Source organism: Paramesorhizobium salinisoli, assembly GCF_003335045.1.
Taxonomy (GTDB): Bacteria; Pseudomonadota; Alphaproteobacteria; order Rhizobiales; family Rhizobiaceae; genus Paramesorhizobium; species Paramesorhizobium salinisoli.
In genome coordinates this window covers 55,084-81,566 of the sequence record NZ_QOZG01000004.1, presented here as the reverse complement: position 1 = coordinate 81,566, position 26,483 = coordinate 55,084, and the positions used below count along the sequence as shown (strand labels likewise).

22 protein-coding genes are annotated in these 26,483 nt (G+C 61.4%); 8 read left to right on the top strand and 14 right to left on the bottom strand.

The window, feature by feature from the left end; all coding sequences use genetic code 11:
* Positions 1–69: 69 nt before the first annotated feature.
* From atpD to DUT91_RS10010, 6 genes are all read right to left on the bottom strand, one after another.
* Entirely contained in the window at positions 70–1,626 is a 1,557-nt protein-coding gene (gene atpD / locus DUT91_RS10035; protein WP_114440276.1) for a F0F1 ATP synthase subunit beta, read from the bottom strand.
* Between the two features lie 76 nt (positions 1,627–1,702).
* Entirely contained in the window at positions 1,703–2,581 is an 879-nt protein-coding gene (locus DUT91_RS10030; protein WP_114440275.1) for a F0F1 ATP synthase subunit gamma, read from the bottom strand.
* A gap of 74 nt (positions 2,582–2,655) precedes the next feature.
* On the bottom strand, positions 2,656–4,185 hold the full coding sequence (gene atpA, locus DUT91_RS10025) for a F0F1 ATP synthase subunit alpha (protein ID WP_114440274.1): 1,530 nt from the start codon (positions 4,183–4,185) through the stop codon (positions 2,656–2,658).
* A complete protein-coding gene (locus DUT91_RS10020; RefSeq protein ID WP_114440662.1) occupies positions 4,185–4,745 on the bottom strand; it encodes a F0F1 ATP synthase subunit delta in 561 nt (186 codons plus the stop codon). The genes atpA and DUT91_RS10020 overlap by 1 nt, the downstream gene beginning before the upstream one ends.
* A 240-nt stretch (positions 4,746–4,985) precedes the next feature.
* Complete coding sequence (locus tag DUT91_RS10015; protein ID WP_114440273.1) at positions 4,986–5,375, bottom strand: AGROH133_08824 family phage infection protein; 390 nt, start codon at positions 5,373–5,375, stop codon at positions 4,986–4,988.
* A 251-nt stretch (positions 5,376–5,626) separates the two neighbouring features.
* Complete coding sequence (locus DUT91_RS10010; protein ID WP_114440272.1) at positions 5,627–7,813, bottom strand: primosomal protein N'; 2,187 nt, start codon at positions 7,811–7,813, stop codon at positions 5,627–5,629.
* Positions 7,814–7,914: 101 nt separating this feature from the next.
* Between DUT91_RS10010 and fsa the strand changes: the two genes are divergently transcribed.
* Positions 7,915–8,568, top strand: coding sequence for a fructose-6-phosphate aldolase (gene fsa / locus DUT91_RS10005; protein WP_114440271.1), 654 nt, complete (start codon positions 7,915–7,917; stop codon positions 8,566–8,568).
* Positions 8,569–8,614: 46 nt separating this feature from the next.
* Here the strand turns inward: fsa and DUT91_RS10000 are convergent, their stop codons facing one another.
* From DUT91_RS10000 to leuS, 3 genes are read right to left on the bottom strand one after another with little or no spacing between them, the layout of a single operon-like run.
* Positions 8,615–9,712: an AAA family ATPase gene (locus DUT91_RS10000; protein WP_114440270.1), complete on the bottom strand. Its 1,098-nt coding sequence runs from the start codon at positions 9,710–9,712 to the stop codon at positions 8,615–8,617.
* Positions 9,713–9,743: 31 nt separating this feature from the next.
* Positions 9,744–10,328: an LPS assembly lipoprotein LptE gene (gene lptE, locus DUT91_RS09995; RefSeq protein ID WP_114440269.1), complete on the bottom strand. Its 585-nt coding sequence runs from the start codon at positions 10,326–10,328 to the stop codon at positions 9,744–9,746.
* Positions 10,315–12,933, bottom strand: coding sequence for a leucine--tRNA ligase (gene leuS, locus DUT91_RS09990; protein ID WP_114440268.1), 2,619 nt, complete (start codon positions 12,931–12,933; stop codon positions 10,315–10,317). The genes lptE and leuS overlap by 14 nt, the downstream gene beginning before the upstream one ends.
* A 124-nt stretch (positions 12,934–13,057) precedes the next feature.
* On the opposite strand from leuS, the gene DUT91_RS09985 reads away from it, so the two are divergent.
* On the top strand, positions 13,058–13,741 hold the full coding sequence (locus tag DUT91_RS09985; RefSeq protein WP_114440267.1) for a YggS family pyridoxal phosphate-dependent enzyme: 684 nt from the start codon (positions 13,058–13,060) through the stop codon (positions 13,739–13,741).
* On the opposite strand, the gene DUT91_RS09980 is transcribed toward DUT91_RS09985, so the two are convergent.
* Positions 13,738–14,253 carry an FUSC family protein gene (locus DUT91_RS09980; protein ID WP_114440266.1) on the bottom strand — a complete coding sequence of 172 codons (516 nt, stop codon included), beginning with the start codon at positions 14,251–14,253 and terminating at the stop codon, positions 13,738–13,740. The two genes, DUT91_RS09985 and DUT91_RS09980, sit on opposite strands and share 4 nt — an antisense overlap.
* A gap of 67 nt (positions 14,254–14,320) precedes the next feature.
* The gene (locus tag DUT91_RS09975; RefSeq protein WP_425373775.1) at positions 14,321–14,590 is read right to left on the bottom strand and encodes an usg protein; all 270 of its coding nucleotides are present in this window, start codon (positions 14,588–14,590) and stop codon (positions 14,321–14,323) included.
* Positions 14,591–14,872: 282 nt separating this feature from the next.
* On the opposite strand from DUT91_RS09975, the gene acs reads away from it, so the two are divergent.
* Positions 14,873–16,825 (top strand): acetate--CoA ligase, encoded by a 1,953-nt coding sequence (acs, locus tag DUT91_RS09970; protein WP_114440265.1) that lies wholly within the window; start codon positions 14,873–14,875, stop codon positions 16,823–16,825.
* Positions 16,826–16,886: 61 nt separating this feature from the next.
* Here acs and DUT91_RS09965 read toward each other — a convergent pair whose 3' ends face one another.
* The gene (locus tag DUT91_RS09965) at positions 16,887–17,753 is read right to left on the bottom strand and encodes a LysR family transcriptional regulator (RefSeq protein WP_114440264.1); all 867 of its coding nucleotides are present in this window, start codon (positions 17,751–17,753) and stop codon (positions 16,887–16,889) included.
* A gap of 105 nt (positions 17,754–17,858) precedes the next feature.
* Here DUT91_RS09965 and DUT91_RS09960 point away from each other — a divergent pair, with 105 nt between their 5' ends.
* Positions 17,859–18,428 carry a DUF4865 family protein gene (locus tag DUT91_RS09960; protein ID WP_114440263.1) on the top strand — a complete coding sequence of 190 codons (570 nt, stop codon included), beginning with the start codon at positions 17,859–17,861 and terminating at the stop codon, positions 18,426–18,428.
* 322 nt (positions 18,429–18,750) lie between these two features.
* Here DUT91_RS09960 and DUT91_RS09955 read toward each other — a convergent pair whose 3' ends face one another.
* Positions 18,751–18,942: a DUF1674 domain-containing protein gene (locus DUT91_RS09955; RefSeq protein WP_245419668.1), complete on the bottom strand. Its 192-nt coding sequence runs from the start codon at positions 18,940–18,942 to the stop codon at positions 18,751–18,753.
* A gap of 128 nt (positions 18,943–19,070) precedes the next feature.
* Here DUT91_RS09955 and htpX point away from each other — a divergent pair, with 128 nt between their 5' ends.
* The 4 genes from htpX to purH all read left to right on the top strand — a co-directional run bounded on the left by htpX (position 19,071) and on the right by purH (position 25,066).
* A complete protein-coding gene (gene htpX, locus DUT91_RS09950) occupies positions 19,071–20,063 on the top strand; it encodes a zinc metalloprotease HtpX (protein ID WP_114440262.1) in 993 nt (330 codons plus the stop codon).
* A complete protein-coding gene (locus tag DUT91_RS09945) occupies positions 20,060–21,451 on the top strand; it encodes an RsmB/NOP family class I SAM-dependent RNA methyltransferase (RefSeq protein WP_245419667.1) in 1,392 nt (463 codons plus the stop codon). Before htpX ends, DUT91_RS09945 begins: the two co-directional genes overlap by 4 nt.
* Positions 21,452–21,600: 149 nt before the next feature.
* Positions 21,601–23,316 (top strand): heparinase II/III family protein, encoded by a 1,716-nt coding sequence (locus DUT91_RS09940; RefSeq protein WP_114440260.1) that lies wholly within the window; start codon positions 21,601–21,603, stop codon positions 23,314–23,316.
* Positions 23,317–23,449: 133 nt separating this feature from the next.
* Complete coding sequence (gene purH, locus DUT91_RS09935; RefSeq protein ID WP_114440259.1) at positions 23,450–25,066, top strand: bifunctional phosphoribosylaminoimidazolecarboxamide formyltransferase/IMP cyclohydrolase; 1,617 nt, start codon at positions 23,450–23,452, stop codon at positions 25,064–25,066.
* Here purH and DUT91_RS09930 read toward each other — a convergent pair.
* The gene (locus tag DUT91_RS09930; protein WP_114440258.1) at positions 25,063–26,466 is read right to left on the bottom strand and encodes an MFS transporter; all 1,404 of its coding nucleotides are present in this window, start codon (positions 26,464–26,466) and stop codon (positions 25,063–25,065) included. The genes purH and DUT91_RS09930 overlap by 4 nt on opposite strands.
* Between the last annotated feature and the right edge of the window lie 17 nt (positions 26,467–26,483).

Here is a 26,483-nt window from a genome sequence, read left to right as displayed (position 1 = left end):
TCGAATTCCCTGAAATCAGCGGTCCGGAATGCCGGCGGGCTTGGATAAGCCCGCCTGGCGATCGGTCGATCAGGCAGCTTCCGCCGCCAGACGCTTTGCCTTCTCCACGGCTTCCTCGATGGAACCGACCATGTAGAAGGCGGCTTCCGGGAGATGGTCGTATTCGCCGTTCACGAGGCCCTTGAAGCCCTTGATCGTGTCGGCGAGATCGACGAGCTTGCCCGGCGCGCCGGTGAAGACTTCAGCCACGAAGAAGGGCTGCGACAGGAAGCGCTCGATCTTGCGGGCACGGGCGACGGTGAGCTTGTCCTCTTCGGAAAGCTCGTCCATGCCCAGGATCGCGATGATGTCCTGCAGCGACTTGTAGCGCTGCAGCACCGACTGAACCTGACGAGCGATGTTGTAATGCTCTTCGCCTACGACCATAGGATCGAGCATGCGCGAGGTCGAGTCGAGCGGATCCACGGCCGGATAGATGCCCTTTTCCGCAATCGAGCGCGACAGCGTGGTCGTCGCGTCAAGATGCGCGAACGAGGCTGCCGGAGCCGGATCGGTCAGATCGTCGGCGGGCACGTAGATGGCCTGCACCGAGGTGATCGAGCCCTTGGTCGTTGTCGTGATGCGCTCCTGCAAGGCGCCCATGTCGGTGGCCAGCGTCGGCTGATAGCCCACCGCCGAAGGAATACGGCCGAGAAGCGCGGACACTTCCGAACCCGCCTGCGTGAAGCGGAAGATGTTGTCGACAAAGAACAGAACGTCCTGGCCCTGATCGCGGAAATTTTCAGCAACCGTCAAACCCGACAGCGCAACACGCGCGCGCGCGCCCGGAGGTTCGTTCATCTGGCCATAAACGAGTGCTGCCTTCGAGCCCTCGCCGCCGCCAAGCTTGTTGACGCCCGATTCGATCATCTCGTGGTAGAGGTCGTTGCCTTCGCGGGTACGCTCGCCCACGCCGGCGAACACGGAATAACCACCATGCGCCTTGGCGACGTTGTTGATGAGTTCCATGATCAGAACGGTTTTGCCCACGCCGGCGCCGCCGAACAGGCCGATCTTGCCGCCCTTCGCATAAGGCGCGAGGAGATCGATGACCTTGATGCCGGTCACGAGAATCTCGGCTTCGGTCGACTGCTCGATATATTCAGGCGCATTCTGGTGGATGGCGCGCCTTTCCTTCGTCTTGATCGGGCCGGCTTCGTCCACTGGCTCACCGATGACGTTCATGATGCGGCCGAGCGTTGCTTCACCGACCGGAACCTCGATTGGAGCGCCGGTGTCGACCACTTCCTGACCGCGCACCAGACCTTCGGTCGAGTCCATGGCGATGGTGCGGACGGTGTTTTCGCCCAGATGCTGCGCCACTTCGAGAACCAGGCGGTTGCCAAGGTTGTCGGTTTCCAGCGCGTTCAGGATCAGCGGCAGATTGTCATCGAACTGCACGTCGACGACGGCGCCGATGACCTGCTTGACGCGGCCGACCGAACCCTTCGCCTTCAAAACGGCGCCAGGTGTTTTCACTGCTGCCGTCTTTGCAGGGGCTTTTGCTGCCGCGGCTTTCGGCGCGGCCTTTGCTGCCGCAGCCGGCTTGGCCTCGGCGGTTGTTTTTGGGGTCGCTGCTTTTGCCATCGATCCTTACCTTCCGTTAGCACGATCCCGAAAAGTTGCAGACTTTTCGGATAAGATCGTGCGGTAAACCCAAACTTTAGAGCGCTTCTGCGCCCGAAATGATTTCGATCAGTTCTTTTGTGATCTGAGCCTGACGCTGGCGGTTATACGTGATCGACAGCTTGTTGATCATGTCGCCGGCATTGCGCGTCGCGTTGTCCATGGCGCTCATCTTGGCGCCCATCTCGCCTGCCACATTCTCCAGGAGCGCCCGGAAAATTTGGACCGAGATGTTGCGCGGGATAAGATCGCTCAGGATCACGCTCGGGTCGGGCTCGTATTCATAAAGCGCGCCTTTGCCGCTATCGGCTTCCACCTCGCCTCCGGCAGATGCCGGGATGAGCTGCAGCGCGGTCGGCACCTGGCTGATGACCGACTTGAATTCCGAATAGAACAGCGTGCAGATGTCGAAAGCGCCTTCCTCGAAAAGCGCTATGACCTTGCGGCTGATTTCATCGGCATTGACGAAACCGAGTTGCTTGACCCCGCGCAGATCGAAATGATCGATGATGAACTGCCCGAACTCACGCTTGAGGATATCCGCGCCCTTCTTGCCGACGGTGATGATCTTCACCGTCTTGCCTTCGCTCAAGAGCTTGCGCGCATGGTCGCGCGCCAGGCGAGCGATCTGCGAATTGAACCCGCCGCAAAGACCGCGTTCCGCCGTGCAGACGACGAGCAGGTGCACACTGTCTGCACCCGTCCCGGCCATCAGCCTCGGCGCATCGTCGCCGCTGACATTCTGCGCGATGTTTGCGAGAACCGCGCCCATGCGCTGCGAATAAGGCCGTGCGGCCTCGGCAGCTTCCTGCGCGCGGCGCAGCTTCGCCGCGGCGACCATCTGCATCGCCTTGGTGATCTTCTGCGTCGCCTTGACCGAGGCGATACGGTTTCTCAGATCCTTGAGTGAAGGCATCCGTTTATCCCGTCAGTGCATGATTCCGAAAAGTTGCAGAATTTTCGGATGATATCATGCGGCTAAAACAAAACTCAGGCGAAGTTCTTGGCGTACGCGTCAACGGCCGCCTTGAGCTTGGCCCGGATATCGTCGGTAAGCTGCTTCTCGTTGCGGATCGCATCGAGCACGCCCTTGTGCTCGGTGCGCAGCCACGCCAGCAGGCCAGCCTCGAACTTGCCAACCTGGTTGACAGGAAGCTTGTCCAGATAGCCGTTGACGCCGGCATAAATCACGGCGACCTGTTCTTCCGTCTTCAACGGCGAGAACTGCGGCTGCTTCAAGAGCTCTGTCAGGCGTGCGCCACGATTGAGAAGGCGCTGTGTCGAGGCATCGAGATCCGAGCCGAACTGCGCGAACGCAGCCATTTCGCGATACTGCGCCAGTTCACCCTTGATCGAACCGGCGACCTGCTTCATCGCCTTGATCTGGGCGGCGGAGCCGACGCGCGATACCGACAGACCGACGTTCACGGCAGGACGGATGCCCTGGTAGAACAGGTTGGTCTCAAGGAAGATCTGGCCGTCGGTGATCGAGATCACGTTGGTCGGAATATAGGCCGAAACGTCGTTGGCCTGCGTCTCGATGACGGGAAGCGCGGTCAGCGAGCCGCCGCCATTGTCGTCATTGAGCTTCGCCGCGCGCTCCAGGAGACGCGAGTGCAGGTAGAAAACGTCGCCCGGATAAGCTTCGCGGCCCGGAGGACGGCGCAGCAGGAGCGACATCTGGCGATAGGCAACCGCCTGCTTCGACAAATCGTCATAGCAGATAAGGGCATGCATGCCGTTGTCGCGGAAATATTCGCCCATGGCGCAACCGGCGAACGGCGCCAGGAACTGCATCGGCGCCGGATCGGACGCGGTGGCCGCAACGATGATCGAATATTCGAGAGCGCCGCGTTCTTCGAGAATCTTGACGAACTGCGCAACGGTCGAGCGCTTCTGGCCGATAGCGACATAGACGCAGTAGAGCTTTTCTTTCTCGGGACCGGAATCGTGAACCGCCTTCTGGTTCAGGATCGTGTCGAGAAGGATCGCGGTCTTGCCGGTCTGGCGATCGCCGATGACGAGCTCGCGCTGGCCGCGGCCGACCGGGATCAGTGCATCGATGGCCTTGAGGCCGGTTGCCATCGGCTCGTTGACCGACTGCCGCGGGATGATGCCGGGCGCCTTGACGTCGACGCGGCGACGCTCCGTGGCGACAATCGGGCCCTTGCCGTCGATCGGATTGCCGAGAGCGTCGACAACGCGGCCGAGCAGGCCCTTGCCGACAGGAACGTCCACGATGGTGCCGGTCCGTTTGACGGTGTCGCCTTCCTTGATATCGCGGTCGGCACCGAAGATAACGACGCCGACATTGTCGCTTTCAAGGTTCAGCGCCATGCCGCGGATGCCGCCCGGGAACTCGACCATCTCGCCCGCCTGGACGTTGTCCAGACCATAGACACGGGCGATACCGTCGCCGACGGACAGAACCTGACCGACTTCGGAGACCTCAGCCTCCTTGCCGAAGTTCTTGATTTGCTCTTTCAGGATTGCGGAAATTTCCGCAGCACGGATGTCCATCAGCCGACCTCTTTCAGTGCAAGCTTGAGAGAAGAAAGTTTGGTGCGAAGGGAAGTATCGATCTGGCGTGACCCCATCTTGACAATAAGGCCGCCGAGAATCGACGGATCGACGGTGACATTGATCGTCACGTCCTTGCCGGCCACGCCCTTGAGCGTCGCCTTCAATTCATTTTGCTGCGCCGCCGTCAGCGCATGGGCAGCGGTTACATCGGCAGCGATCTCACCGCGATGCTCAGCCGCTATTTCGCGAAAGCCCTGGATGATACCGGGCAGCACGAAGAGCCGGCGGTTTCCCGCGACAACGCGGAGGAAATTTCCAACGAGGCCTTTTATGCCTGCCCCGTCGGCGACGGCGGAGATCGCCCTCACCTGCTCTTCGGTCGAAAAAACCGGACTGTTGATCAGGCGCTTGAGCTCATCGCTGCCATCCAGAAGTGCCTCGAACCGGCCGAGATCCTTTTCCACCTGAACGACGGAGTTGGCTTCCAGCGCCAGATCGAAAAGCGATCCGGCATAACGCCGCGCAACACCTGAAATGAGCGATGAAGTTTCTGCCACGAACAACCAGCTCTCTGCTTTGTCGCCAAGGCCCGGATACCCGAAAAGTAGGGTCAACCTAAGGCATTGACTTTATTGATTTTTCTCAGCGATTTTTTGATGCGCTAAACATCCCCGCTGAAATTCGATTGCCGTCTAGCATACACGGACAGGACTCGCAACACGCGAATCCCGCAGTTTTTGGTCAGCTTTGTCGCAATTGCGGGGAATTCTCGTCCCCGGACGGGATCTAATGCCCCTTCAAGAGACAAATCCGAAGGCGAAAAGCAGCGGCGCCGCTGCTAGCAAAAACTCCAGCACCACCGCCATCCAATTGTAGAAGGTGTTGCCCCGATCGGACATGATCGAGATAAGCCTGCCGAAGAGCGTGAAGCCCCACGCCGCGCCGAGCGCCAGCCAGAGAAACGGCTGCGCGAACATAAGGCAGCTGAGGCCGAGTCCGATGTGGAATCCCGCCATTGTCGCGCGTACCGAGGCAAAAGCCTCCGGCCGCTCATTGACTGGCGCCAGCCGCAAGAGCTTCATCGACAGCCCCGGCGCGAAAAACAGGATCGCCCCGAAGAGCACGGTTATCGCCGCGGAAATCCAGGCGAACCATTCGCCATCGCTCGCCGGCCAGTAGAACTCCATTTGCTGTCCTCGTCTTCAGAAATCGATCTGCCGTCTATAGAGCAGATCGGTGAAAAGTGGCACGGGTTTTCCACGCGGGATGCGACAAAAAGCGCTGCATGGCCGAACGCCAGGTCTGTTTCAAAATGGATCAGGCCGAGCCGAAAATGGTGGTTTTCGGTACCGGAGCAGAGCGTCCATGAGGTACGGGAGCACCGGAACAGAGAATATTGCCCATCTGCAGGTCGCCTCATCCATTTCCAAACAGGCTCTCACAGGAAGCTCTGCGGATCGATATCCACCTGCACCCGCACGGAACCACGCTCCTTCGGTCCTGACGCCAGAAGCGTGCGAATGAATGCCTGGATGTCGGCGCGCTTCGTTCCATGGACGAGCAGCCGGAAACGGTGCCTTCCGCGAATCAGCGCGAGCGGCGCTTCCGCCGGGCCGAGCACCGCGATTTCGGGCGAAGACGGCGCTGCCCGGCGTAAGCCGCGCGCATGGCCCTCCGCCTCGCCACGCGAGTTGGCCGAAACGATCAGCGCCGCCAGCCTTCCGAATGGCGGTAGACCGGAGCGTTCACGCTCCTCGATCTCGCGCGCATAAAAAGCTTGCGCATCGCCCGAGACGATGGCGCGCATGACAGGATGGTCGGGCTGATAGGTCTGGAGGAGACCGAGGCTCTTACGCCCCGTGCGTCCTGCCCGCCCCGTAACCTGGTTGAGCAGTTGAAACGTCCGCTCGGCGGCGCGTGGATCGCCATTGGCAAGGCCCAGATCGGCATCGATGACGCCGACCAGCGTCATGTCGGGGAAATTATGCCCCTTGGCCACCAGCTGCGTGCCGATGACGATATCGGCCTCGCCCTTGGCGACGGCCTCCAGCTCCAGCCGCAGCCGCTTTACCCCGCCTAGAAGATCGGAGGAAAGCACGATGATCCGTGCATCGGGAAAGGCCGCCGACGTCTCCTCCGCAATGCGTTCCACGCCAGGACCGCAGGCGACCAGGTGATCGAGCGCCCCACAGGAGGGACAGGATTGCGGCGTCGGCTCGTGATAGCCGCACTGGTGGCACATAAGCTGGCCGCGGAAGCGGTGCTCGACCAGCCAGCTCGAACAGCTCGGGCACTGGAAACGATGCCCGCAGACACGGCAAAGCGTCAGCGGCGCATAGCCTCGCCGGTTGAGGAACAGAAGCGCCTGCTCCTTGCGCTCGAGCGTTTTGGCGATAGCTCCCGTCAGCACCGGCGACAGGAACCGTCCGGGCGGCGGCGGCGAGCGGCGCATGTCGATGGTTTTGAGATCCGGCATTGCCGCTTCTGCATAACGGGCGGAAAGCCGGATGCGCTTGTAACGGCCCTGCTCTGCGTTGACCTGGCTTTCGATGGACGGCGTCGCCGAGGCAAGCACGACGGGGAAGCTGCCGATATGGCCTCGCACAACAGCCATGTCGCGTGCATTGTAGAAGACCCGATCCTCCTGCTTGTAAGCCGGATCATGCTCCTCATCGACCACGATCAGCCCGAGATCGCAAAATGGCAGGAACAGCGCCGAACGTGCGCCGGCCACGACTCGCACCTGACCTTCCGCCACCTGCCGCCAGACCCGTTCGCGCATGCGCGGCGCCAGATCTGAATGCCATTCGGCGGGTTTTGCGCCGAAACGGTCGTGGAAACGGTCGAGAAATTGCTGCGTCAGCGCGATTTCCGGCAGCAGGATCAGAACTTGCCTGCCCTGCTCGATAGCTTTTGCCACCGCTTCGAAATAGACCTCCGTCTTGCCCGAACCGGTCACTCCATCGAGCAGTGAAACGGAAAAAGCCTGCGTCGAAACATTCTCCACCAGCATGTCGGCCGCCGCCCGCTGGTCTGGCGAAAGATCGGGGCGAGCGTAAGCGACGTCGGGCAGGGCCACGACGGGACGCGGCGGGATCATCACCTCCTCGAAGACGCCCTGCGCCTTCAGCCCGTCAACGACGGTGAGCGAGACGCCGGCGGCATGCGCAAGGCCCGAGCGCGTCCAGGCCATGCCGTCCTCGGCCAGTTCCATGATCCGGCTCCGCGCTTCGGTGAGCCTGTCCGGCCTTACCCCCACATAGCGCAGGCCGGGAATGGGCGGCTCAGGATCGAAGGCGGCGGGGACACGCAGAAGCATACGCGCCACCATGCCCGGCGGCGAAAGCGTATAATCCGCAGCCCATTGGATAAAACGCAGCATTTGCGGCTCGACTGGCGGGCAGTCGAAGATCGCTGAAATCGAGCGTAATTTCTTTGCGTCTACGGAATCGGTTTCGCCCCCCGTCACGATCCCGGCCACCTCGCGCGGCCCGAGCGGCACGCGCACGATCGAGCCTGGAAGGACACTCATCCCATCCGGCACGGCATAGCTATAGGGACGTTCCGCGGGCAACGGAACGAGCACCGGAACCGTCCTCGGGGGTGTTTGCGAATCTTTCGACATGACCGCGTGACCTTGGCTTGGCTTTGGGCTAAAGAAAAGCCACCTTCCGGGATATGATCCCTCAAACGCCCCGGCTAGCCCTATTATGGAGGACCGCTGAAATGAAATTCTTTGTCGACACCGCCGATGTGAAGGAAATCCGTGAACTGAACGATCTCGGCCTGCTCGACGGCGTGACCACCAATCCTTCGCTGATAGCCAAATCCGGACGCAGCATCCTCGAAGTCACCAAGGAAATCTGCGACATCGTATCGGGCCCCGTCTCCGCCGAAGTCACCGCCATTGACTATGACGGCATGATGAAGGAAGCCGCCGTTCTCTCCAAGATCGCCGACAACATCTGCATCAAGGTGCCGCTGACGCTCGATGGCCTTAGGGCCTGCAAGGCCATCACCTCCGATGGCCGCAAGGTCAATGTCACGCTCTGCTTCTCGGCCACCCAGGCTCTGCTTGCCGCAAAGGCCGGCGCGACCTTCATCTCGCCCTTCATCGGCCGCATCGACGATATGGGCGTCAACGGCATGGAACTGATCGCCGAGATCCGCACGATCTACGACAATTACGATTACAAGACCGAGATCCTGGCCGCCTCGATCCGCACCGTGAACCACGTCAAGGAAGCCGCCCTCATCGGCGCCGATGTCGCCACCGTCCCGCCGGCAACGCTCAAAGCCCTGGTCAAGCATCCGCTGACCGACAAGGGCCTCGAGGCATTCCTCGCCGATTGGGCGAAAACCGGACAGAAAATCGTCTGACGAGAAGGCTGGAGCGGTTCGATCAAGGGATCGGCCGCTCCCCTCCTCACCCCTTCACAACCGTCTCGCCATCCTTGCGCATGACGGTGGCCGGTCGCGCGCCGGTCCGCTCCCGGATGGCATCCGCCAGCGCTTGCGAGTGGGTGACCACCCACACCTGGCAGCGTTCCGCCGCCTTGGCGATCATATCGGCAAGCGGCGGCAGCATGGACGGGTGGAGGCTCGCTTCCGGCTCGTTGAGAGCGATCAATGGCGGCAGCCGGTAGGAGAGCAGCGCACCGGCGAGCGCCAAGAATCGGATCTGCCCGTCGGAGAGTTCCTCGGGCGCGAAGACACGTTGGGGGAACTCCGGAACGATCAGGCCGAAATGTGCTGTCTGTCCCGGCAACGGAATGTCGAGCTCTGCCCCGCCCATGGCGTCCGCAATGCAGCGCTTGAGATCGACCGTGTCTCCCCTGATATGGGCGAGCGTTGCAAAAACCGCAGCGAGATTGCTGCCGTCCTCGTCGAGCATCGGCGAGGTGATGGCAAGCGCGGGCCGCCGCGCAGGCGCGTCCCGATCCGTGCGGAAACCGTGATAGAACCGCCAGCCCGTCAGCGTGGCGCATAGATCGCCGATCTCTGGATACCGGCCTGAGCCTGCGAGCGCGGCAAGCGCCGTTTCGGAATTCATCATCCGCACGGGATGCTCGACACGCCGCCCCTCGCCGTCGCGCGCGAAAACCATCGGCCCCTTGCGGCTCATCATTTCAACCGACCGGCGCCCGGTATCGAGACTCAGTTCCTCTTCCTTCAGGTGAGGCTCGAACTTGAACCCTGCCGATACCGGCGGAGGAAGGCCCGCCTCGACGTGATAGGAGAACCGCGCTGCCGTCTCCTCGTCTTCGAAATGCGCCTCCAGGATGATCCGCACCGGTTGTCCCGATTTGCGGACCCCGGTCCAGAGAGCCGAATGCATTCCGCCTTCCCGGGCGATCTCGCTGGCCAGCGTGCCTTCGGCCGCGGCCTTCACCAATTGCAGCGCGCGATAGAGATTGGATTTTCCCGCCCCGTTTTCGCCCACGAACAGCGAAACCTGCCCGATTTCGAGATGAACAGAACGGAGCGATCGATAACCGCGGGCGGAAAAGGAGGTCAGTCGCATGGCAGAAAAGGGCGGCGGTGCTGCCCTAGCCTCAACGTTTCGAAAGATTCTGGGCGATGGCCAGCATCAGTTGTTCGGCCAATTCCTGCGCCGCCCTGTCCTGCGCATCGCGTTCGGCGCGTAGATTGGCGAACTCCTGGCGCGGACGGTCGAAGGATGCGCTGACGACGCGCGTGCCCTTGGCTACCGGCTTGCCATTCGTATCGCGCAGCACATAGTTTGATGCGACGCGAACCGTACCGGCGGAGGGACGCCCGGTCCTGTCGGTCGAATCGCCGATATCGACACTGACCGCGGCAATCGTCGACGACGTGACGCCGAGCGACAGGCGATAAGCCGGAGTGGCCGGCTCGCCGGCACCGCCGCTCAGGAGGAAGATCAGCTTGTTGCGCACTTCCTGCCCGTAGCGTGTCGTGGCCGGCTCAATCGCGATGGAGGCAAGCTTCTCGCGCATGCCCGGCGCAACGGTCCCACCAATGCCTGCTGCACCACCCCCACCGGAATAGAGCGGCTGAACGGTGCAGCCTGCAATGGTCATCAACGTTCCGGCCAAGATGGCGAAAAGCGCGGAGCGCTTTAGTTTCGGCATGAAAAAAGCGCGATCAGGCAACGACATTGACGATCCTCTGCGGCACCACGATGATCTTCTTCGGTGCGCTCCCGTTCAGGGCTGTCTTGATGAAATCAAGTTCGAGCACCGCCTTTTCGACGGCCAATTGATCCGCATCGCGGGCAATTGTCAAATCACCTCGCTTCTTGCCGTTGATCTGGACCGGCAGGGTGATTTCATTCTCGACGATCAGCGCCGGATCGAAGGCGGGCCAGGCCGCCGTGGCGGCGAGGCCGTCAGCCCCGAGCTCTGTCCGGCACTGTTCCGCCAGATGCGGCATCATCGGCGCAATCATTGCGATGAGGATATCGACCGCCTCGCGCAAAGCTGCCTCCAGCGCCGTGTCCGCCTTGCCGGCCGCAGCAATCTGCAAAGGCCCCGCAATCGTGTTGACCAGCTCATAGAGACGGGCCACCGCCTTGTTGAAAGACAGCTTCTCGATATCCTCGCCCACAGCCTTCAGCGTCTTGTGAACCGCCTTCGAGACCAGTCCCGCCTCGCCCTCGAACGCCGATTTCGGCGTGACGTCCCTCAACGCCGGTGCCGCTTCGGTAATCAGCCGCCAGACGCGTTGCACGAAGCGATGCGCGCCTTCAACGCCTGATTCGGTCCAGATCACATCGCGGTCCGGAGGCGAATCGGACAGCATGAACCACCGTGCCGTATCCGCGCCATAGGAAGCGATGATGTCATCTGGATCGACGACATTCTTCTTCGACTTAGACATCTTCTCGATGGAACCGATCTCGACCGGCTCCCCCGTCGAAATCAGCACAGCCTTGCGTTCACCGTCGCTCTCCTCGATGCGGATATCGGCGGGAGCGACCCAGCCGTCTGGGCCCTTATAGGTCTCGTGCACCACCATGCCTTGCGTGAACAGCCCCTTGAACGGCTCCTCGATGCCGACATGGCCGGCCACCTTCATCGCCCGGGTGAAAAAGCGCGAATAGAGCAGATGCAGGATCGCATGTTCCACGCCGCCGATATACTGGTCCACCGGCAGCCATTCGTTCACAGCCTTCAGGTCGGTCGGTTCGTTTTCCCAGGGCGCGGTGAAACGGGCGAAATACCAGGACGAATCGACGAACGTATCCATGGTGTCGGTTTCGCGCCGCGCCGCCTTGCCGCATTTCGGGCAGGCAACCTGCTTCCATGCGGCATGCCGGTCAAGCGGATTGCCGGGTCGGTCGAATTCGACGTCGTCAGGCAACTTCACCGGCAGGTCGGCCTTTGGCACCGGCAACACGCCGCAATCGTCGCAATGGATCATCGGAATGGGGCAACCCCAGTAACGCTGGCGCGAGATGCCCCAGTCGCGCAGGCGAAACTGCACCTTGCGTTCGCCCTGCGGGCGGCCGTTGATGGCGATCTTCTCCAGACGGTCGGCAACCTGCTTGAACGCCTCTTCCGGCGTCAGCCCGTCGAGGAAGCGCGAATTGATCATGGTTCCGTCATCCACATAGGCCGTCTCGGTGACCCTGAAATGCGCGGCATCCTCGCCCGCCGGCAACACAACGGGCGTGACCGGCAAGCCGTATTTATTCGCGAAATCCAGATCGCGCTGGTCATGCGCCGGGCAGCCGAAGATTGCGCCGGTGCCATAATCCATCAGCACGAAATTGGCGACATAGACCGGCAGCGTCCAGTCGTCGTCGAAGGGATGCTTCACCCGCACGCCGGTATCGAAGCCCTTCTTCTCCGCGGTTTCAACCGCCGCGACGGATGTCCCGGTATGCCGGCAATCGTCTGCGAACGCAGCCAGGGCCGCATTGTCTTGCGCGAGCTTCTTCGCCAGCGGATGATCGGCAGCGATTGCGATGAAGGACGCGCCGAACAGCGTGTCGGGGCGCGTCGTATAGACCTCGATCTCGCTCTCGCCTTGCGGGGCCGTGGCCTGGTCCACCCCAAAGCGGACCAGCAAGCCTTCCGAACGGCCGATCCAGTTGCGCTGCATCAGGCGCACCTTCTCCGGCCAATGGTCGAGCGTATCCAGCCCGCTCAGCAGTTCCTCGTTGAAATCGGTGATCTTGAAGAACCATTGCGTCAATTCACGCTGTTCAACCAATGCGCCCGAGCGCCAGCCGCGCCCGTCCACCACCTGCTCGTTGGCAAGCACGGTCTGGTCGACCGGATCCCAATTGACCTTGGAGGTCTTGCGCGTCACCAGGCCCTTCTCGAAGAAATCGAGAAACAGCATCTGCTGGCGGTGATAATAATCCACGTCGCAGGTGGCGAATTCGCGGGACCAGTCGAGCGACAGGCCCATCGATTTCAGCTGCTGCCGCATGGTGGCGATGTTCTGATAGGTCCATTCCTTGGGATGAACCTTGTTCTGCATCGCCGCGTTTTCCGCCGGCATTCCGAAGGCGTCCCAGCCCATCGGATGCAGCACGTTGAAGCCCTTCGCGCGCTTGTACCGCGCCACCACATCGCCCATGGCATAATTGCGGACATGGCCCATATGGATGCGCCCCGACGGATAGGGAAACATTTCGAGGACGTAGTATTTTTCCCGCGGATCGTCATTCTCGGTCTCGAAGATCTTTGCGTCTTCCCAGACCTTCTGCCAATGGGTTTCCGCTGCACGCGGATTATAGCGTTCGGTTGCCATGACCGTATTTCTCTTGCAAAGAGGATTTGATATGTGGGCGGACCTTCACCATGGATTGGCGGAGGCGTCAACCATCACCGACAGTTAGCGAGCCTAAACCGCGTTTAAAAGGGGTGTTAATGCCATGACCGATGCCGCCGCCAACGTTATTGGGCGCTTGGAAAACGTGCGCGGCGCCATTGCGGATGCGGAACACGAGGCCGGCCGGCCGCATCGATCAGTAACGCTCGTCGCCGTCTCCAAGACATTCGAAGCTGAGGATATCCGCCCGGTTCTGGAAGCAGGCCAGCGCGTCTTCGGCGAAAACCGCGTGCAGGAGGCGCAGGCCAAATGGCCGGCGCTTAAAGAACGCTACGAGGGCGTCGAGTTGCATCTGATCGGGCCGCTGCAGTCCAACAAGGCCGCCGACGCGGTGGCGCTCTTCGATGTGATCGAAACCGTCGACCGCGAGAAGATCGCCGCGATGCTTGCCTCGGAGATGAAAAGGCTGAACCGCTTTCCCAGGCTCTACGTGCAGGTCAACACGGGACTTGAGCCGCAAAAGGCGGGTATCGCGCCTACCGAGGCGGAAGCGTTCGTCAAGCGCTGCCGGCAAACGCATGGCCTCGCCATTGAAGGGCTGATGTGCATCCCGCCGGCAGACGAAAACCCCGGGCCGCATTTCGCTCTGCTCGAAAAGATCGCGCGGGCGGGCGGCATCGAGAAGCTGTCGATGGGCATGTCGGGCGACTACGAGACGGCTATCGCCTTCGGCGCGACATCGGTCCGCGTCGGCTCGGCCATCTTCGGCAGCCGCGATTACGCTTAAGTCACGTCGGTTTCCCGAGGCTTGCGCCCGGCGAGATAGGTGTAAAGGCGGGCTAGCGCGAGCGCCACGCCGCAGCCGACAGCGATTTCCAGCATGCGCATCATGGCATAGCTGATCTCTTGGTGTTGCGTAGCCGCCAGCCGCCCAGCATCCATCACGATGAACACGGTCGCCGGCGCCAACCGCCAGTTCGCCGGATAATGGTCTATCATCATGATGCTGATCACAGTCAGCGCTATGGCAACGAGGCTTGCTTCCGGCGAATAGCCGAAGATGAGCATCGTCGCGAGGCCGACGGTGCAGCCAACCGCCGTATTGATGGTGCGCACCTTGGCCAGATCGAGCGCCGTGGCGACATCCGGATCACTGACGATCAGTACGGTGATCACCCCCCAAACGGGATCGGCCACGCCCATGGCCAAAAGGCCGTACCAGCAGATCGCCGCCCCGAGCAGCATCTTCGACGCATAGACGAGGGCTTTTTTGAAACGGTCGAGAGGGTGAGCGATCATGCGCCGGTTCTACAGCATCGGCCCGAAAACCGGAACAAGCTCAGGCCCACCCTTTTGATCTGTCCTGTCAATGCAGAACGATTTCGCCATTCACATTGCGCCATTCGTTCGGTCCAATGAGGCGCTTGTGCGCATAGACGATCGAATGGATCGGACCCTCGATCTTTTCCTTCCAGAAATCGATAAAGTTGAACAACACCGGAAAATCTGGCTCCAGATCATATTCCTGCCAGACGAAGGTCTGGAGCAGGTGCGGGTGATCCGGCAAATGATAGAGGATTTGTGCCGTCGTCAGACCATAGCCTTCAAGCTGAAGTTCAAATGCAGATTTCATCATTCGATTCCATCCTGTTTACCGATATGAATTTCTACCTGTTCATCCCTCTCGTCTAGAGGTAAATAATCGCATCGAATCGTTTTTCAATCGTAAAAACAATATGTTAGCATCAGCCTCCGGTGAGTGCTGACAGCGAGCCCGTTGCGCTACATCACTTTAATCCTCCTCCCAAGTCGTTTGTCTAATTTACGAACCGCTAGAGCAGTTGCTAGAAAGGCCTCATTCAGTGGTCAACACTGCACCCGGTGCGGAGGCACACCGGTCCATATTCGGAGGAATTTCATGTCGGAGAAGATTTACCCCGTGCTCCCCAGCGCGAAAAAGAACACGCTGATCGACGACGAGACATATCTCGAATGGTATCGCAAAAGCGTCGATGATCCGGAGGCGTTCTGGGCCGAGCACGGCAAACGCATAGACTGGTTCAGACCTTACACCAAGGTGAAGAACACGTCCTTCACCGGCGACATCTCGATTAAATGGTTCGAGGACGGGGTCACCAACGTCACCTACAACTGCATCGACCGCCATCTGGAGAAGCGCGGCGATCAGGTAGCGATCATCTGGGAGGGCGACAATCCCTATATCGACAAGAAGATCACATATAGGGAGCTTTACGCCGAAGTCTGCCGTCTCGCCAATGTGCTAAAAAAGCAAGGCGTCCAGAAGGGCGACCGCGTTACCATCTACATGCCGATGATCCCCGAGGCCGCTTATGCGATGCTCGCATGCGCCCGCATTGGCGCCATTCATTCGGTCGTTTTCGGCGGCTTTTCGCCGGATGCCCTTGCCGGACGTCTCGTCGATTGCCAATCGACCTTCATTGTCACCGCCGACGAAGGTCTTCGCGGCGGAAAGCCAATCCCCCTGAAGGAAAATACCGACACTGCGATCGATATCGCGGCAAAGCAGGGCCTCCAGGTCAAGAGCGTATTGGTCGTGCGCCGCACCGGCGGCAAGATCGCCTGGGCCCCGGACCGGGACCTCTGGTATCATCAGGAAATCGCCCGCGCGGAGCCGGAGTGCCCCCCGACCGAAATGAAGGCGGAAGATCCGCTGTTCATCCTCTACACATCAGGCTCGACGGGCAAGCCGAAAGGCGTCCTGCACACGACGGGAGGCTATCTCGTCTATGCCGCGATGACGCACGAATATGTCTTCGACTATCGTGACGGTGACATCTATTGGTGCACCGCCGATGTCGGCTGGGTAACCGGCCACTCCTATATCGTCTACGGCCCGCTAGCCAACGGCGCGACGACGTTGATGTTCGAAGGCGTGCCGAATTATCCGGACTACGGCCGCTTCTGGGACGTGGTGGACAAGCACAAGGTCAACATCTTCTATACCGCGCCGACGGCGATCCGCGCGCTGATGGGTGCCGGCAACGATTTCGTCAAACGTGCATCGCGTGAAAGCCTGCGACTGCTCGGCTCCGTCGGAGAGCCGATCAATCCGGAGGCCTGGGAATGGTATTACCATGTCGTCGGAGAGGACCGCTGCGCCATCGTCGATACCTGGTGGCAAACGGAGACGGGCGGCATCATGATAACGCCGCTGCCCGGCGCGACGAAATTGAAACCCGGTTCCGCGACCCGTCCCTTTTTCGGGGTCCAGCCGGAACTGGTCGATCCCGAAGGCAAGGTGATGGAGGGCTCGGCGAACGGCAATCTATGCATCGCCGACAGTTGGCCCGGTCAGATGCGCACCGTCTATGGCGACCATCCCCGCTTCGTCGAAACCTATTTCTCGACCTACAAGGGCAAATATTTCACTGGCGACGGCTGCCGCCGCGACGAGGACGGCTATTACTGGATCACCGGCCGCGTCGATGACGTGCTCAACGTCTCTGGCCACCGGTTGGGGACGGCGGAGGTCGAATCCGCGCTGGTCTCGCATCATTTCGTTTCCGAGGCGGCGGTGGTCGGCTATCCCCACAACATCAAGGGACAGGGCATCTATTGCTATGTCACGCTGATGGCCGGCACGGAGGGGACCGACGATCTGCGCAAGGAGCTCGTCACCCATGTGCGCAAGGAGATCGGCCCGATCGCCACGCCCGACAAGATCCAGTTCGCGCCCGGCCTGCCGAAGACGCGCTCGGGCAAGATCATGCGCCGCATCCTGCGTAAGATCGCCGAAGACGATTTCGGCTCGCTCGGCGATACCTCGACGCTCGCCGATCCGGGCGTGGTGGACGGCCTGATTGAAAACCGCCAGAACAAGCAGGGCTGATCCACTACTATCCGGATGGTCCCCGATATTCCCTCCCCTCGGCAAGGGGCGGGAACGACGGTTACCGTCCCGCCGCACCTTTGAAAGCTGCGGCGAGCACCTTCAGGATCTCGCGTGAACGCTGATCCGTCTGGCGCGAGAGAAGGACAATATCCAACGTCGGCAGCGGCGGCAGCCCGAACCGCTCACCCACGTCGAGTGCCCCGGCGGGCGCGACGCGACGCGCCAGCGCAGCGACGGCAAGCCCGGCATTGACCGCAGCGCCAAGCGCCAGCACGCCGCCGCCGACAAAAGCTTCCGTCCAGGGTATGCCCGCCTGTTCGAGCGCATCGATCGCGACCGCCCGGATCCCGCATGGCGCCGCAAGAGTCGCCAGCCGTAGCGATTCTCCCGGCCGGTAGCGGAAGGAAGGCGCGGCGAACCAGCAGAATTGCTCCGCTAGGAGCTTCTCGCCGTCCATCCGCCCTTCACCCCGCCGGATGATCACTGCATCGAATTCATTGTGATCGAAGCGCTCCATAAGATAGCGCGATGACGCGATCCTGACCTCGATCACCACAGCGGGATCATAAGCACTGAGCCGACTAAGAAGCAGCGGCAATTCCGGTCCCGCCACATGATCGCTGATCCCAAGCGTCAGCTTTCTGCGCGGCGCAGCGCCAATGCCCGACAATGCCGTTTCATGGGCTGTCATCAGATCGCGGGCGGCCGGCAGGAAGCGATTGCCCTGATCCGACAGCCGCACATGCCGTGGCGTCCGCTCAATGAGACGGCAGCCGAGCCGGTCCTCCAGGCGTTTCAGCTTGAGGCTGATCGCGGCCTGGGAGGTTTCCATCACTTCGGCTGCGCGCGTGAAACTGCCAAGATCGGCGATGAGGACAAAAGCCCGCACCGTTTCGAGATCAAGCGTTTTAGAAGCATCATTCATATTGATATCTTATCTCAGATATATCCATGCATATGTTTTCATAATCGATGAAATCTGGCAAGCCATGGTCAATCCCACAGATGGAGCCCACGGACGGAGATTGCCATGTTCATGAAGCAGTACATTCACCGATTGCCCGCCGATTACGACATGAACCGCATCCGCGAGCGCGCAGCCATCCTCGGACCGCGCTGGGACGGGACGCAGGGACTGGGCTTCAAGGCATTTATCACGCAGCAACGCCAAGCTCATGGAGCGCCCGGCAACAGCTATTCCTCGCTCTATCTATGGCTTGACGACGAAGCCGTCGCCGATTTCATTACCAGCGACCGGTTCCAGGCCGTCATCGACGGCTTCGGCCGCCCGCAAATCGAAACCTGGATACCCCTCGACATTCATCTCGGCCGTGCCGAAACCGCCCGTTCCGTCTATCGTGAAGATCTCGACATCGGCAGGGATCTGGCCGGGTTGAAGCCTCGTGAGACCGCTCGCAACAACATTCTCGCCCGGCATGCCGACACGCTGGCGGCGATAACAGCGCTCGACCTTTCCACATGGCGGCTGTCGCGCTTCCTGTTGAGCGCGGAGAAAGCACGCACACCGGAAACCGGCTCCGCCTATGAGGTTCTGCATCTGGCCAAACCCGGCTTGCCGATGCTCCTGGCCGCCGCCTGACCGGATGCCGAACAGGCTTTGGATAATTTTTACCCTTGCACATCGGGCAAAAAGCCCCCACCTTGCGAGAGTGTTCAACAAACGAAAGGAGGTGATCCGATGTCGAGTGATTTCGTAATCCGTTACGAGGCCCGGGTGGATTGCCTTTGCGGAGAGCAGCCTCTTCGTTGATTGCATGAGACCGCAGCTTGAGCCGGCACCGCCGGTGAAGCCAAAGGCTGCGTAACGGACGAAATTGCGGGGCCACTCCTAGGAGTGGCCCTTGCCATTTGTGCTTGGTGTTTCGCCGCGTGGCGAATCCTCGATCCTGATTTCGAACCGCTTAGAAATCGATTGCCCGACCTTTGATTTCCCAATCGCCAAAACGCGCTGGATCCCGGCCACCGCGTCCGCCGATTTCGCGCGGTTCGGATTTTTCCTCTGCTTCCGCCATCTGACGCCGTGCTTCGGCTTCTTTCAGCGCGCGCAGGGCCGCTGGCGGCAGATCGCTTAAATCAGTTCTTTTCGCGCTCATTTCCGGTCCTCGCCTGTATAGGGACTCATTGAAGCTTGGCCGCTTCGACACCATGATATAGGCAACCACAGCTATTCGGGGCAAATCAAGGCCCAAACAGGACTACGCCGCGGAACGGAGACCATACGATGAACATGATGCGTACTGCCATGCTGATCGCCTTCATGACGGCGATGTTCATGAGCCTGGGCTACCTCATAGGCGGTAGCGGCGGCATGATGATCGCCTTTGTCATTGCCGCGGGCATGAACATTTTCAGCTATTGGAATTCCGACAAGATGGTGCTGCGCATGTACAACGCCCACGAGGCAAGCGAGCACACTGCCCCGGAATATTACCGCATCGTGCGCGAGCTCGCGCAGCGCGCCGGTCTGCCCATGCCCAAGATTTACGTCATCGACAACCCTCAGCCCAATGCCTTTGCCACCGGGCGCAACCCTGAAAATGCCGCCGTAGCCGCGACGACGGGCCTGCTGCAGCGCCTGACGCCGCAGGAAATCGCGGGCGTGATGGCGCATGAGCTGGCGCACGTCCAGAACCGCGATACGCTGACCATGACGATAACCGCGACGCTTGCCGGCGCGATTTCCATGCTCGGCAATTTTGCCTTCTTCTTCGGAGGCAACCGCGACAACAACAATCCCCTGGGCTTCATCGGCGTCCTCATTGCCATGATCGTCGCGCCGCTGGCGGCGATGCTGGTGCAGATGGCGATCAGCCGTACACGGGAATATTCCGCCGACCGGCGCGGCGCGGAAATCTGCGGCAACCCGATCTGGCTTGCCTCCGCACTGCGCAAGATCGCGAGCGGCGCCCACGATATCGTCAACGAGGAGGCGGAGCACAATCCCGCCACAGCACATATGTTCATCATCAATCCCCTGAGCGGGCGCGGCGCAGACAATCTGTTCTCGACCCATCCCGATACCGAGAACCGCATCGCCGCCCTGCAGGCGATGGCCGCGGAAATGGGCCAGGCCGAACCCATGATGCCTGGTAGGACATCCCCTTCCCCCGCATCACGCTCGCCTTTGCAGGCCGGCCGGCCAACGCCGCGCGGGCCATGGGGTAGCCCCGACGACGATCAGCAAGCCCGCCCGCCGAAAGGACCCTGGTCGTGAGCGGCGGCGGGGCTGCTTTCCGTCCAAAGAAGCATTCGGGAAAACCAAATCAGCCAGAAGCCGCTGACAGGCCGGGTCTCGCTGCGCGCCAATGCGCTGCAAGGCTCCTCGGCGCCGTCATCGAGAAGAAGACTTCGCTCGACGGCCTGACCGATAACCAGCATGGCCACCCCTATTATATGGCGCTCGACGATCGTGACCGTTCGCTGGTCCGCGCCATTTTGGGCGCGGCACTGCGCAATCGCGGTACCATCGAGGGACTTCTGGCGCAATTGCTCGATCGGCCCCTGCCGGAAAACGCAGTGGCGCTCAAGACCCTTCTGCATATCGCCGCCGCCCAAATCCTCTATCTCGATATTCCCGATCATTCCGCCGTCGATCTGGCCGTGACCGCCGCCAATGACGATCCGCGCAACCGCCGCTATGCCGGTCTCGTCAATGCCATCCTGCGCCGTCTCTCGCGCGACAAGGACAAGCTTTCCATCTCGGCACCCAACGCACCCGCTTGGTTTGCCGAAAGCCTCGTGAACGCCTACGGCGCGGAAAAGGCTGCGGCGATCCTGGCGATACAGTCGGTCGAGCCGCCGGTCGATCTCACGGTCAAGAGTGATTCGCAGGGCTGGGCCGGGCGGCTGGGCGGCATCGTGCTGCCGAACGGTACGGTGCGGCTCGCCCGCATCGAAGGCACCAGGATCGAGGGGGCGCTGACCGATCTCCCCGGCTTTGCGGAAGGCGACTGGTGGGTGCAGGACGCCGCCGCTAGCCTGCCTGCCCGCCTTTTCGGTGATCTCACGGGCAAGCGCGTCGCCGATCTCTGCGCTGCACCGGGCGGCAAGACGGCTCAGCTCGCTTTGGCCGGGGCAGATGTGACCGCGATCGAAATTTCCGCCAATCGTCTCGCCCGCCTGCGCACCAATCTGGAAAGGTTGAAATTGTCAGCTCATACGGTCGAGGCCAATCTGATGCAGTACCAGCCGGAAGAACTGTTCGACGCCGTGCTGCTCGATGCGCCCTGCTCCTCCACAGGCACTGTCCGCCGCCATCCTGACGTGCCATGGACGAAATCGCCTGAGGACATCGCCAAGCTCGCAGCCCTTCAAGCCGACTTCCTCGCCCGCGCGGTCGAAATGGTCAAACCCGGCGGCATCATTGTCTTTTCCAACTGCTCGCTCGATCCGTCGGAAGGCGAGGCAGTGGCACGATCAGCCCTTGAAAATCTCGCGCTTAAGGCGTTTCCTGTTGCCGAGGGAGAGTTCCCAGGCTTCGATGGTTTGATCACGCCCGAGGGCTTTCTGCGGTCCACACCTGCAGATTATCCGCATTCCGATCCCCGGCTTGCGGGCATGGACGGCTTCTTCGCGGCAAGATTTCGCCGTATTTCTACATAAGTGCTAGATTCAATTACTATTTTTCCGATTTTTATTCCTTCGGTAAACATGGTTAACGCAAGCTTCACTATTAGCAGGCCATAATTTACCGAAAGAATCAGATAATTCGCTCAGTGAACGAAACTGCGGCGAGACAAGGAGACAAACGCGTGACGGTCGCCCTGAGCGAAACGCCACACCTCTGGGGATTGGCCGCCGCGCAAATGTGGCGGCGGATGCGTCGGCGTGTCCGCATGGGTCCGCTCTTTCGCTGGCGCTTCACCGGTTTCACGCCCGACCGGGTGCTGATCGCGCCGCCCGATTTGCGCGTCCCCGATCCGCAACTTGCTCAGGAATTCTATCACGGCCGCTTCTCCCTGGCCGGCCGCACCGTCGAAACCGGGGGGCGCTCGCCTTTCGCCGTCGAACCGCCATCTGCGGCATGGGAAGCAGCGCTTCACAATTTCGGTTGGCTGCGCCATATGCGCGCCGCCCACAGCGAACTTTCCACGGTCAACGCCCGCGCGCTCGTTGACGATTGGATCACCTTGCATGGACGTCGCATGGGCGGGCCGGCATGGGCTCCCGACATCACCGCGCAGCGCATCATCGCCTGGCTTCAGCATTCCAATCTCATTCTCGCCGGCGCCGAACTCTCCGCCTACCGCAAATTCATGCGGTCGCTTGCCTTCCAGGTGCGTTACCTCAGGACGGTGGCGGCGGTCATGGACGATGGCGAGGAAAAGCTCAGGGCGCGCATCGCGCTTGCCTTCGCCTCGCTGGCCCTCCCCGTTTCGCCGACGACAGCCCGGGCCGCGCGACGTCATCTGGAGCATGAGTTGATCCGCCAGATCCTGCCCGATGGCGGCCATATCTCCCGCAACCCGATGACCATCCTGGAACTTCTGGCCGATCTGCTGCCGCTTCGCCAAACCTATGCCAATGGCGCGGAGGCTCCCCCGAAGGCATTGATCGAGGCAGTCGAGCGCATGCTGCCGGCGCTGCGCTTTTTCCGCCATCACGACGGCAGCCTGGCGCTGTTCAACGGCGTTGGTCCGACACTGCCCGAACGCGTCATTGCCGTGCTCCGCCATGACGAGACGGCGGGCTCGCCGCTCGCCCACGCGCCGCATTCGGGCTATGAGCGGCTCTCCATGGGCTCGACCACTATCATCGCCGACACAGGCCTGCCGCCGCCGGTCACCGCCTCGCGCGATGCCCATGCCGGATGCCTTGCTTTTGAGATGTCTTCGGGGCGGCAGCGCTATGTCGTCAATGCCGGCATCGACCGTCACGGCCCGCCGGAGTTCCGCCCGCTGGGGCGCTCCACCGCGGCTCATTCGACGGCGACCGTCAACGACACGTCTTCTTGCCGGTTCAGCCTCAGCGCCGGTCTTTCCAGCATGCTCGGCACGCCGATCATCGCCGGGCCGACCAAGGTGCAGATCGAACGCATCGAAGGCATGAACGAACAGGGCTTCGTCGCCCGTCATGACGGCTACGCCAGGCTGTTCGGCATCCATCACGAACGCTCCATCGTGCTTTCGCACAACGGTAGCGTCATCGAAGGCAGGGACAGCTTCCTGGCTCAGGGCGGCAAGGCGCCACCCGCCAACGGGCGCGACAACATTACCGTGCGTTTTCACGTCCATCCCACCGTGGACATCGCCTTCGATGAGGACGGGCTTCTCGTGCTACGCGCCGAACGCGACGACACATGGGCTTTCTCCTGCGTCGAGGTCGCGCCGCAACTGGAAGATTCCATCTTCTTCGCCGGCTTCCGCGGTCCGGTGAAGACCAAGCAGATCGTACTCTCCTTTCCCGCATCGGAGTTCCCCGAAGTCAACTGGCGCTTCACCCGCATTGCGCTTGGAAGCTACGTCTAAGAACCTCCTCCGAACGGTTGACCCAACCGACGCAGGCCGTGCGTATCCACTTTAGAGGATAGGATTCCACCCACGCCTATGCTAACCCGCGCCATAATCCCTTCCCGTCCCCGACTGACGTAGAGACATTTCCATGGCTGTCACCTCCAAGAATATTCCCGCTCCCGATCTCACCCGCGTGCGTCGGGCGCTCCTGTCCGTATCCGACAAGACAGGTCTGATCGAACTGGCTCGGTCCCTGGAGCGCCGCGGCATTGAAATCATCTCGACCGGCGGCACGGCGAAATCCATCGCCGCCGCAGGCATCGCCGTGCGTGACGTCTCCGACATCACAGGTTTCCCTGAGATCATGGATGGCCGCGTCAAGACCCTGCACCCCGCCGTTCATGGCGGCTTGCTCGCCGTGCGTGACGATCCGGAACATGCGAGCGCGATGGAAGCCCATGGCATCGGCGGTATAGATCTGGCCGTCATCAACCTCTACCCGTTCGAGGACGTGCGCTATCAGGGCGCCGACTATGCAACCACGGTCGAGAACATCGACATCGGCGGGCCAGCGATGATCCGCGCCGCCGCCAAGAACCATGCCTATGTCGCCATCGTCACCGATCCCGACGATTACGACAAGGTTCTGGCCGAGCTCGACACACACGAAGGCTCTCTGCCTTATGATTTCCGCCAGAAGCTTGCGGCCAAGGCCTTCGCCCGAACCGCTGCCTATGACGCGGCGATCTCCGGCTGGTTTGCCGAGGCGACGAAGACCGAAGCGCCGACATGGCGCGCCGTCGCCGGAAAACTCCATCAGGTCATGCGCTATGGCGAAAACCCGCACCAGGCGGCAGGCTTCTATCTCACGGGGGAAAAGCGCCCCGGCGTCGCCACAGCGAAACAGCTTCAGGGCAAGCAACTCTCCTATAACAACATCAACGATACAGACGCCGCCTTCGAATTGGTTGCCGAGTTCGATCCGGCGCGCACCGCCGCCGTCGCCATCATCAAGCATGCGAATCCCTGCGGCGTTGCGGAAGGCACGAGCCTGAAGGAAGCCTATCTCAATGCGCTCGCCTGCGATCCGGTTTCGGCATTCGGCGGCATTGTCGCGCTAAACGGCACGCTGGACGCCGAGGCCGCGGAGGAGATCGTCAAGATCTTCACCGAAGTCATCATCGCTCCCGACGCGACCGAGAAAGCCCAGGCCATCGTCGCCGCCAAGAAAAATCTGCGGCTGCTGGTAACCGGCGGACTGCCCGATCCGCGCGCGCCCGGCATCGCCGCCAAGACCGTGGCCGGCGGACTGCTGGTGCAGTCGCGCGACAACGGCGCCGTCGACGATCTCGACCTGAAGGTGGTGACCAAACGCGCGCCGACGGAAAAGGAAATGGCCGATCTGAAATTCGCCTTCCGTGTCGCCAAGCACGTGAAGTCGAACGCGATCGTCTATGTCAAGGACGGCACGACGGTTGGCATCGGCGCGGGCCAGATGAGCCGGGTGGATTCATCGCGCATCGCCGCGCGCAAAGCCGAGGATGCGGCTCAGACAGCAGGCATTGCCGAACCGCTGACCAAGGGTTCGGTCGTCGCTTCCGATGCCTTCTTCCCCTTCGCCGACGGGCTTGTCTCAGCCATCGAGGCCGGCGCCACGGCGGTCATTCAGCCGGGCGGCTCCATGCGGGACGAGGAGGTGATCGCCGCCGCCAACGAGCATGGCATCGCCATGGTCTTCACCGGCATGCGGCATTTCCGGCATTAACCCCGGTCACTGGCTTCCGCCGCCGGATAGGGCGTTCCTGCAAGGATCACCAGTCCGGCGACAAAGAAGGTGATCAACATGGCCATGCCAAGTCGCGGCGAGCCGCTCAGCGCCGTGACACTCGCCACCAGGAATGGCGCGAGGAAGCTCGTCGCCCGTCCGGCGAGTGCGTAAATGCCGAAATAGCGGCCCGCCTCCTCGGCGCTGACGCTGCGCGCCAGATAGGAGCGCGACGAGGCCTGCACCGGGCCGAAGGCGATGCCGATAAAGAGGCCGAACACCAGATAGGCTTTTTCGGCAGCGGTGGCGAACAGGCCACCATTGTCCTCGCTGGAAAAACGTAGCAAGCCGAAGAGCGTATAGTCCGGCCCCGTGGAAACGATGCCGATAGTCGCGGCGAGGAGCAGGAACAGCGACAGGATCACCACCGTTTTGGAGCCGAAAAGCGTATCGATTCGGCTCGCCGCGAGACATCCGAAGATAGCCACCACGTTGAGGATGATGCCGAAAAGCCCGATCTCGGTAATCGACCAGCCGAACATGGCGGCGGCAAATCCGCCCCCCAGCGCCAGCAATCCGTTGACCCCGTCCTGATAGATCATCCGCGCGATGAGAAAACGGAAGATGTTCGCCCGCTGCCGCACCTCCCCGAGCGTCGCCTTGAGTTCGCCGAGACCCCGTTTCACCGCCGCGCGAAGCGGCAGCCCCTTCACGCCATCCGGCGTGAACAGGAACATCGGCAGGATGAACACAAAATACCACAGCGCCGAAATCGGCCCTGCCGCCCGCGCATCCTCGCCCTTCGCCGGATCCAGCCCGAACAGCGGGTCGAGGCCGATCAGCGTTTTCCCCGTCTGCGGCGAGGCGGCCAGGAAAGCGACGATGAAGATCAGCACAATCATGCCGCCGAGATAGCCGAGCCCCCAGGCAATATTGGAAATCCGACCGATCTCGTCCTTCGAGACGAGCCGCGGCATCATGGAATCGTTGAAGACGATAGAAAATTCCGCCGCCACGGAGGCCATCGAGAAGGCGATCAGCACCCATAAGATATTCGATCCGGGCGCAGCGAACCACAGGAGCGACAGGCTGAAGATCTGGATCACCGCGAAAAAGCCGATCCATGGCTTTCGCGCGCCGGTTTGGTCGGCAATGGCGCCCAACACCGGCGAAAGAACGGCGATGACAAGGCCGCCCAGCGCAATGGCATAGCCCCATGCCGCTTGCCCGACCGCCGGATCAGCTGCCATTCGCGAAATGAAATACGGCCCGAAAATGAATGTCGTAACCACGGTGAAGAAAGGCTGGGCTGCCCAGTCGAACAGCATCCAGCCCCAGATGCCGCGCCTCGGGACACCGGGGTTCGTCGCGCCTCCATGCACCGCTTCGTTGATGGTCATGTCCCCTCCGGTCCTTT

Coding starts and splice junctions, on each gene's coding strand:
- atpD (WP_114440276.1), bottom strand. CDS start 1,626: ATGGCAAAAGCAGCGACCCCAAAAACAACCGCCGAGGCCAAGCCGGCT.
- DUT91_RS10030 (WP_114440275.1), bottom strand. CDS start 2,581: ATGCCTTCACTCAAGGATCTGAGAAACCGTATCGCCTCGGTCAAGGCG.
- atpA (WP_114440274.1), bottom strand. CDS start 4,185: ATGGACATCCGTGCTGCGGAAATTTCCGCAATCCTGAAAGAGCAAATC.
- DUT91_RS10015 (WP_114440273.1), bottom strand. CDS start 5,375: ATGGAGTTCTACTGGCCGGCGAGCGATGGCGAATGGTTCGCCTGGATT.
- DUT91_RS10010 (WP_114440272.1), bottom strand. CDS start 7,813: ATGTCGAAAGATTCGCAAACACCCCCGAGGACGGTTCCGGTGCTCGTT.
- fsa (WP_114440271.1), top strand. CDS start 7,915: ATGAAATTCTTTGTCGACACCGCCGATGTGAAGGAAATCCGTGAACTG.
- DUT91_RS10000 (WP_114440270.1), bottom strand. CDS start 9,712: ATGCGACTGACCTCCTTTTCCGCCCGCGGTTATCGATCGCTCCGTTCT.
- lptE (WP_114440269.1), bottom strand. CDS start 10,328: ATGTCGTTGCCTGATCGCGCTTTTTTCATGCCGAAACTAAAGCGCTCC.
- leuS (WP_114440268.1), bottom strand. CDS start 12,933: ATGGCAACCGAACGCTATAATCCGCGTGCAGCGGAAACCCATTGGCAG.
- DUT91_RS09985 (WP_114440267.1), top strand. CDS start 13,058: ATGACCGATGCCGCCGCCAACGTTATTGGGCGCTTGGAAAACGTGCGC.
- DUT91_RS09980 (WP_114440266.1), bottom strand. CDS start 14,253: ATGATCGCTCACCCTCTCGACCGTTTCAAAAAAGCCCTCGTCTATGCG.
- DUT91_RS09975 (WP_425373775.1), bottom strand. CDS start 14,590: ATGATGAAATCTGCATTTGAACTTCAGCTTGAAGGCTATGGTCTGACG.
- acs (WP_114440265.1), top strand. CDS start 14,873: ATGTCGGAGAAGATTTACCCCGTGCTCCCCAGCGCGAAAAAGAACACG.
- DUT91_RS09965 (WP_114440264.1), bottom strand. CDS start 17,753: ATGAATGATGCTTCTAAAACGCTTGATCTCGAAACGGTGCGGGCTTTT.
- DUT91_RS09960 (WP_114440263.1), top strand. CDS start 17,859: ATGTTCATGAAGCAGTACATTCACCGATTGCCCGCCGATTACGACATG.
- DUT91_RS09955 (WP_245419668.1), bottom strand. CDS start 18,942: ATGAGCGCGAAAAGAACTGATTTAAGCGATCTGCCGCCAGCGGCCCTG.
- htpX (WP_114440262.1), top strand. CDS start 19,071: ATGAACATGATGCGTACTGCCATGCTGATCGCCTTCATGACGGCGATG.
- purH (WP_114440259.1), top strand. CDS start 23,450: ATGGCTGTCACCTCCAAGAATATTCCCGCTCCCGATCTCACCCGCGTG.
- DUT91_RS09930 (WP_114440258.1), bottom strand. CDS start 26,466: ATGACCATCAACGAAGCGGTGCATGGAGGCGCGACGAACCCCGGTGTC.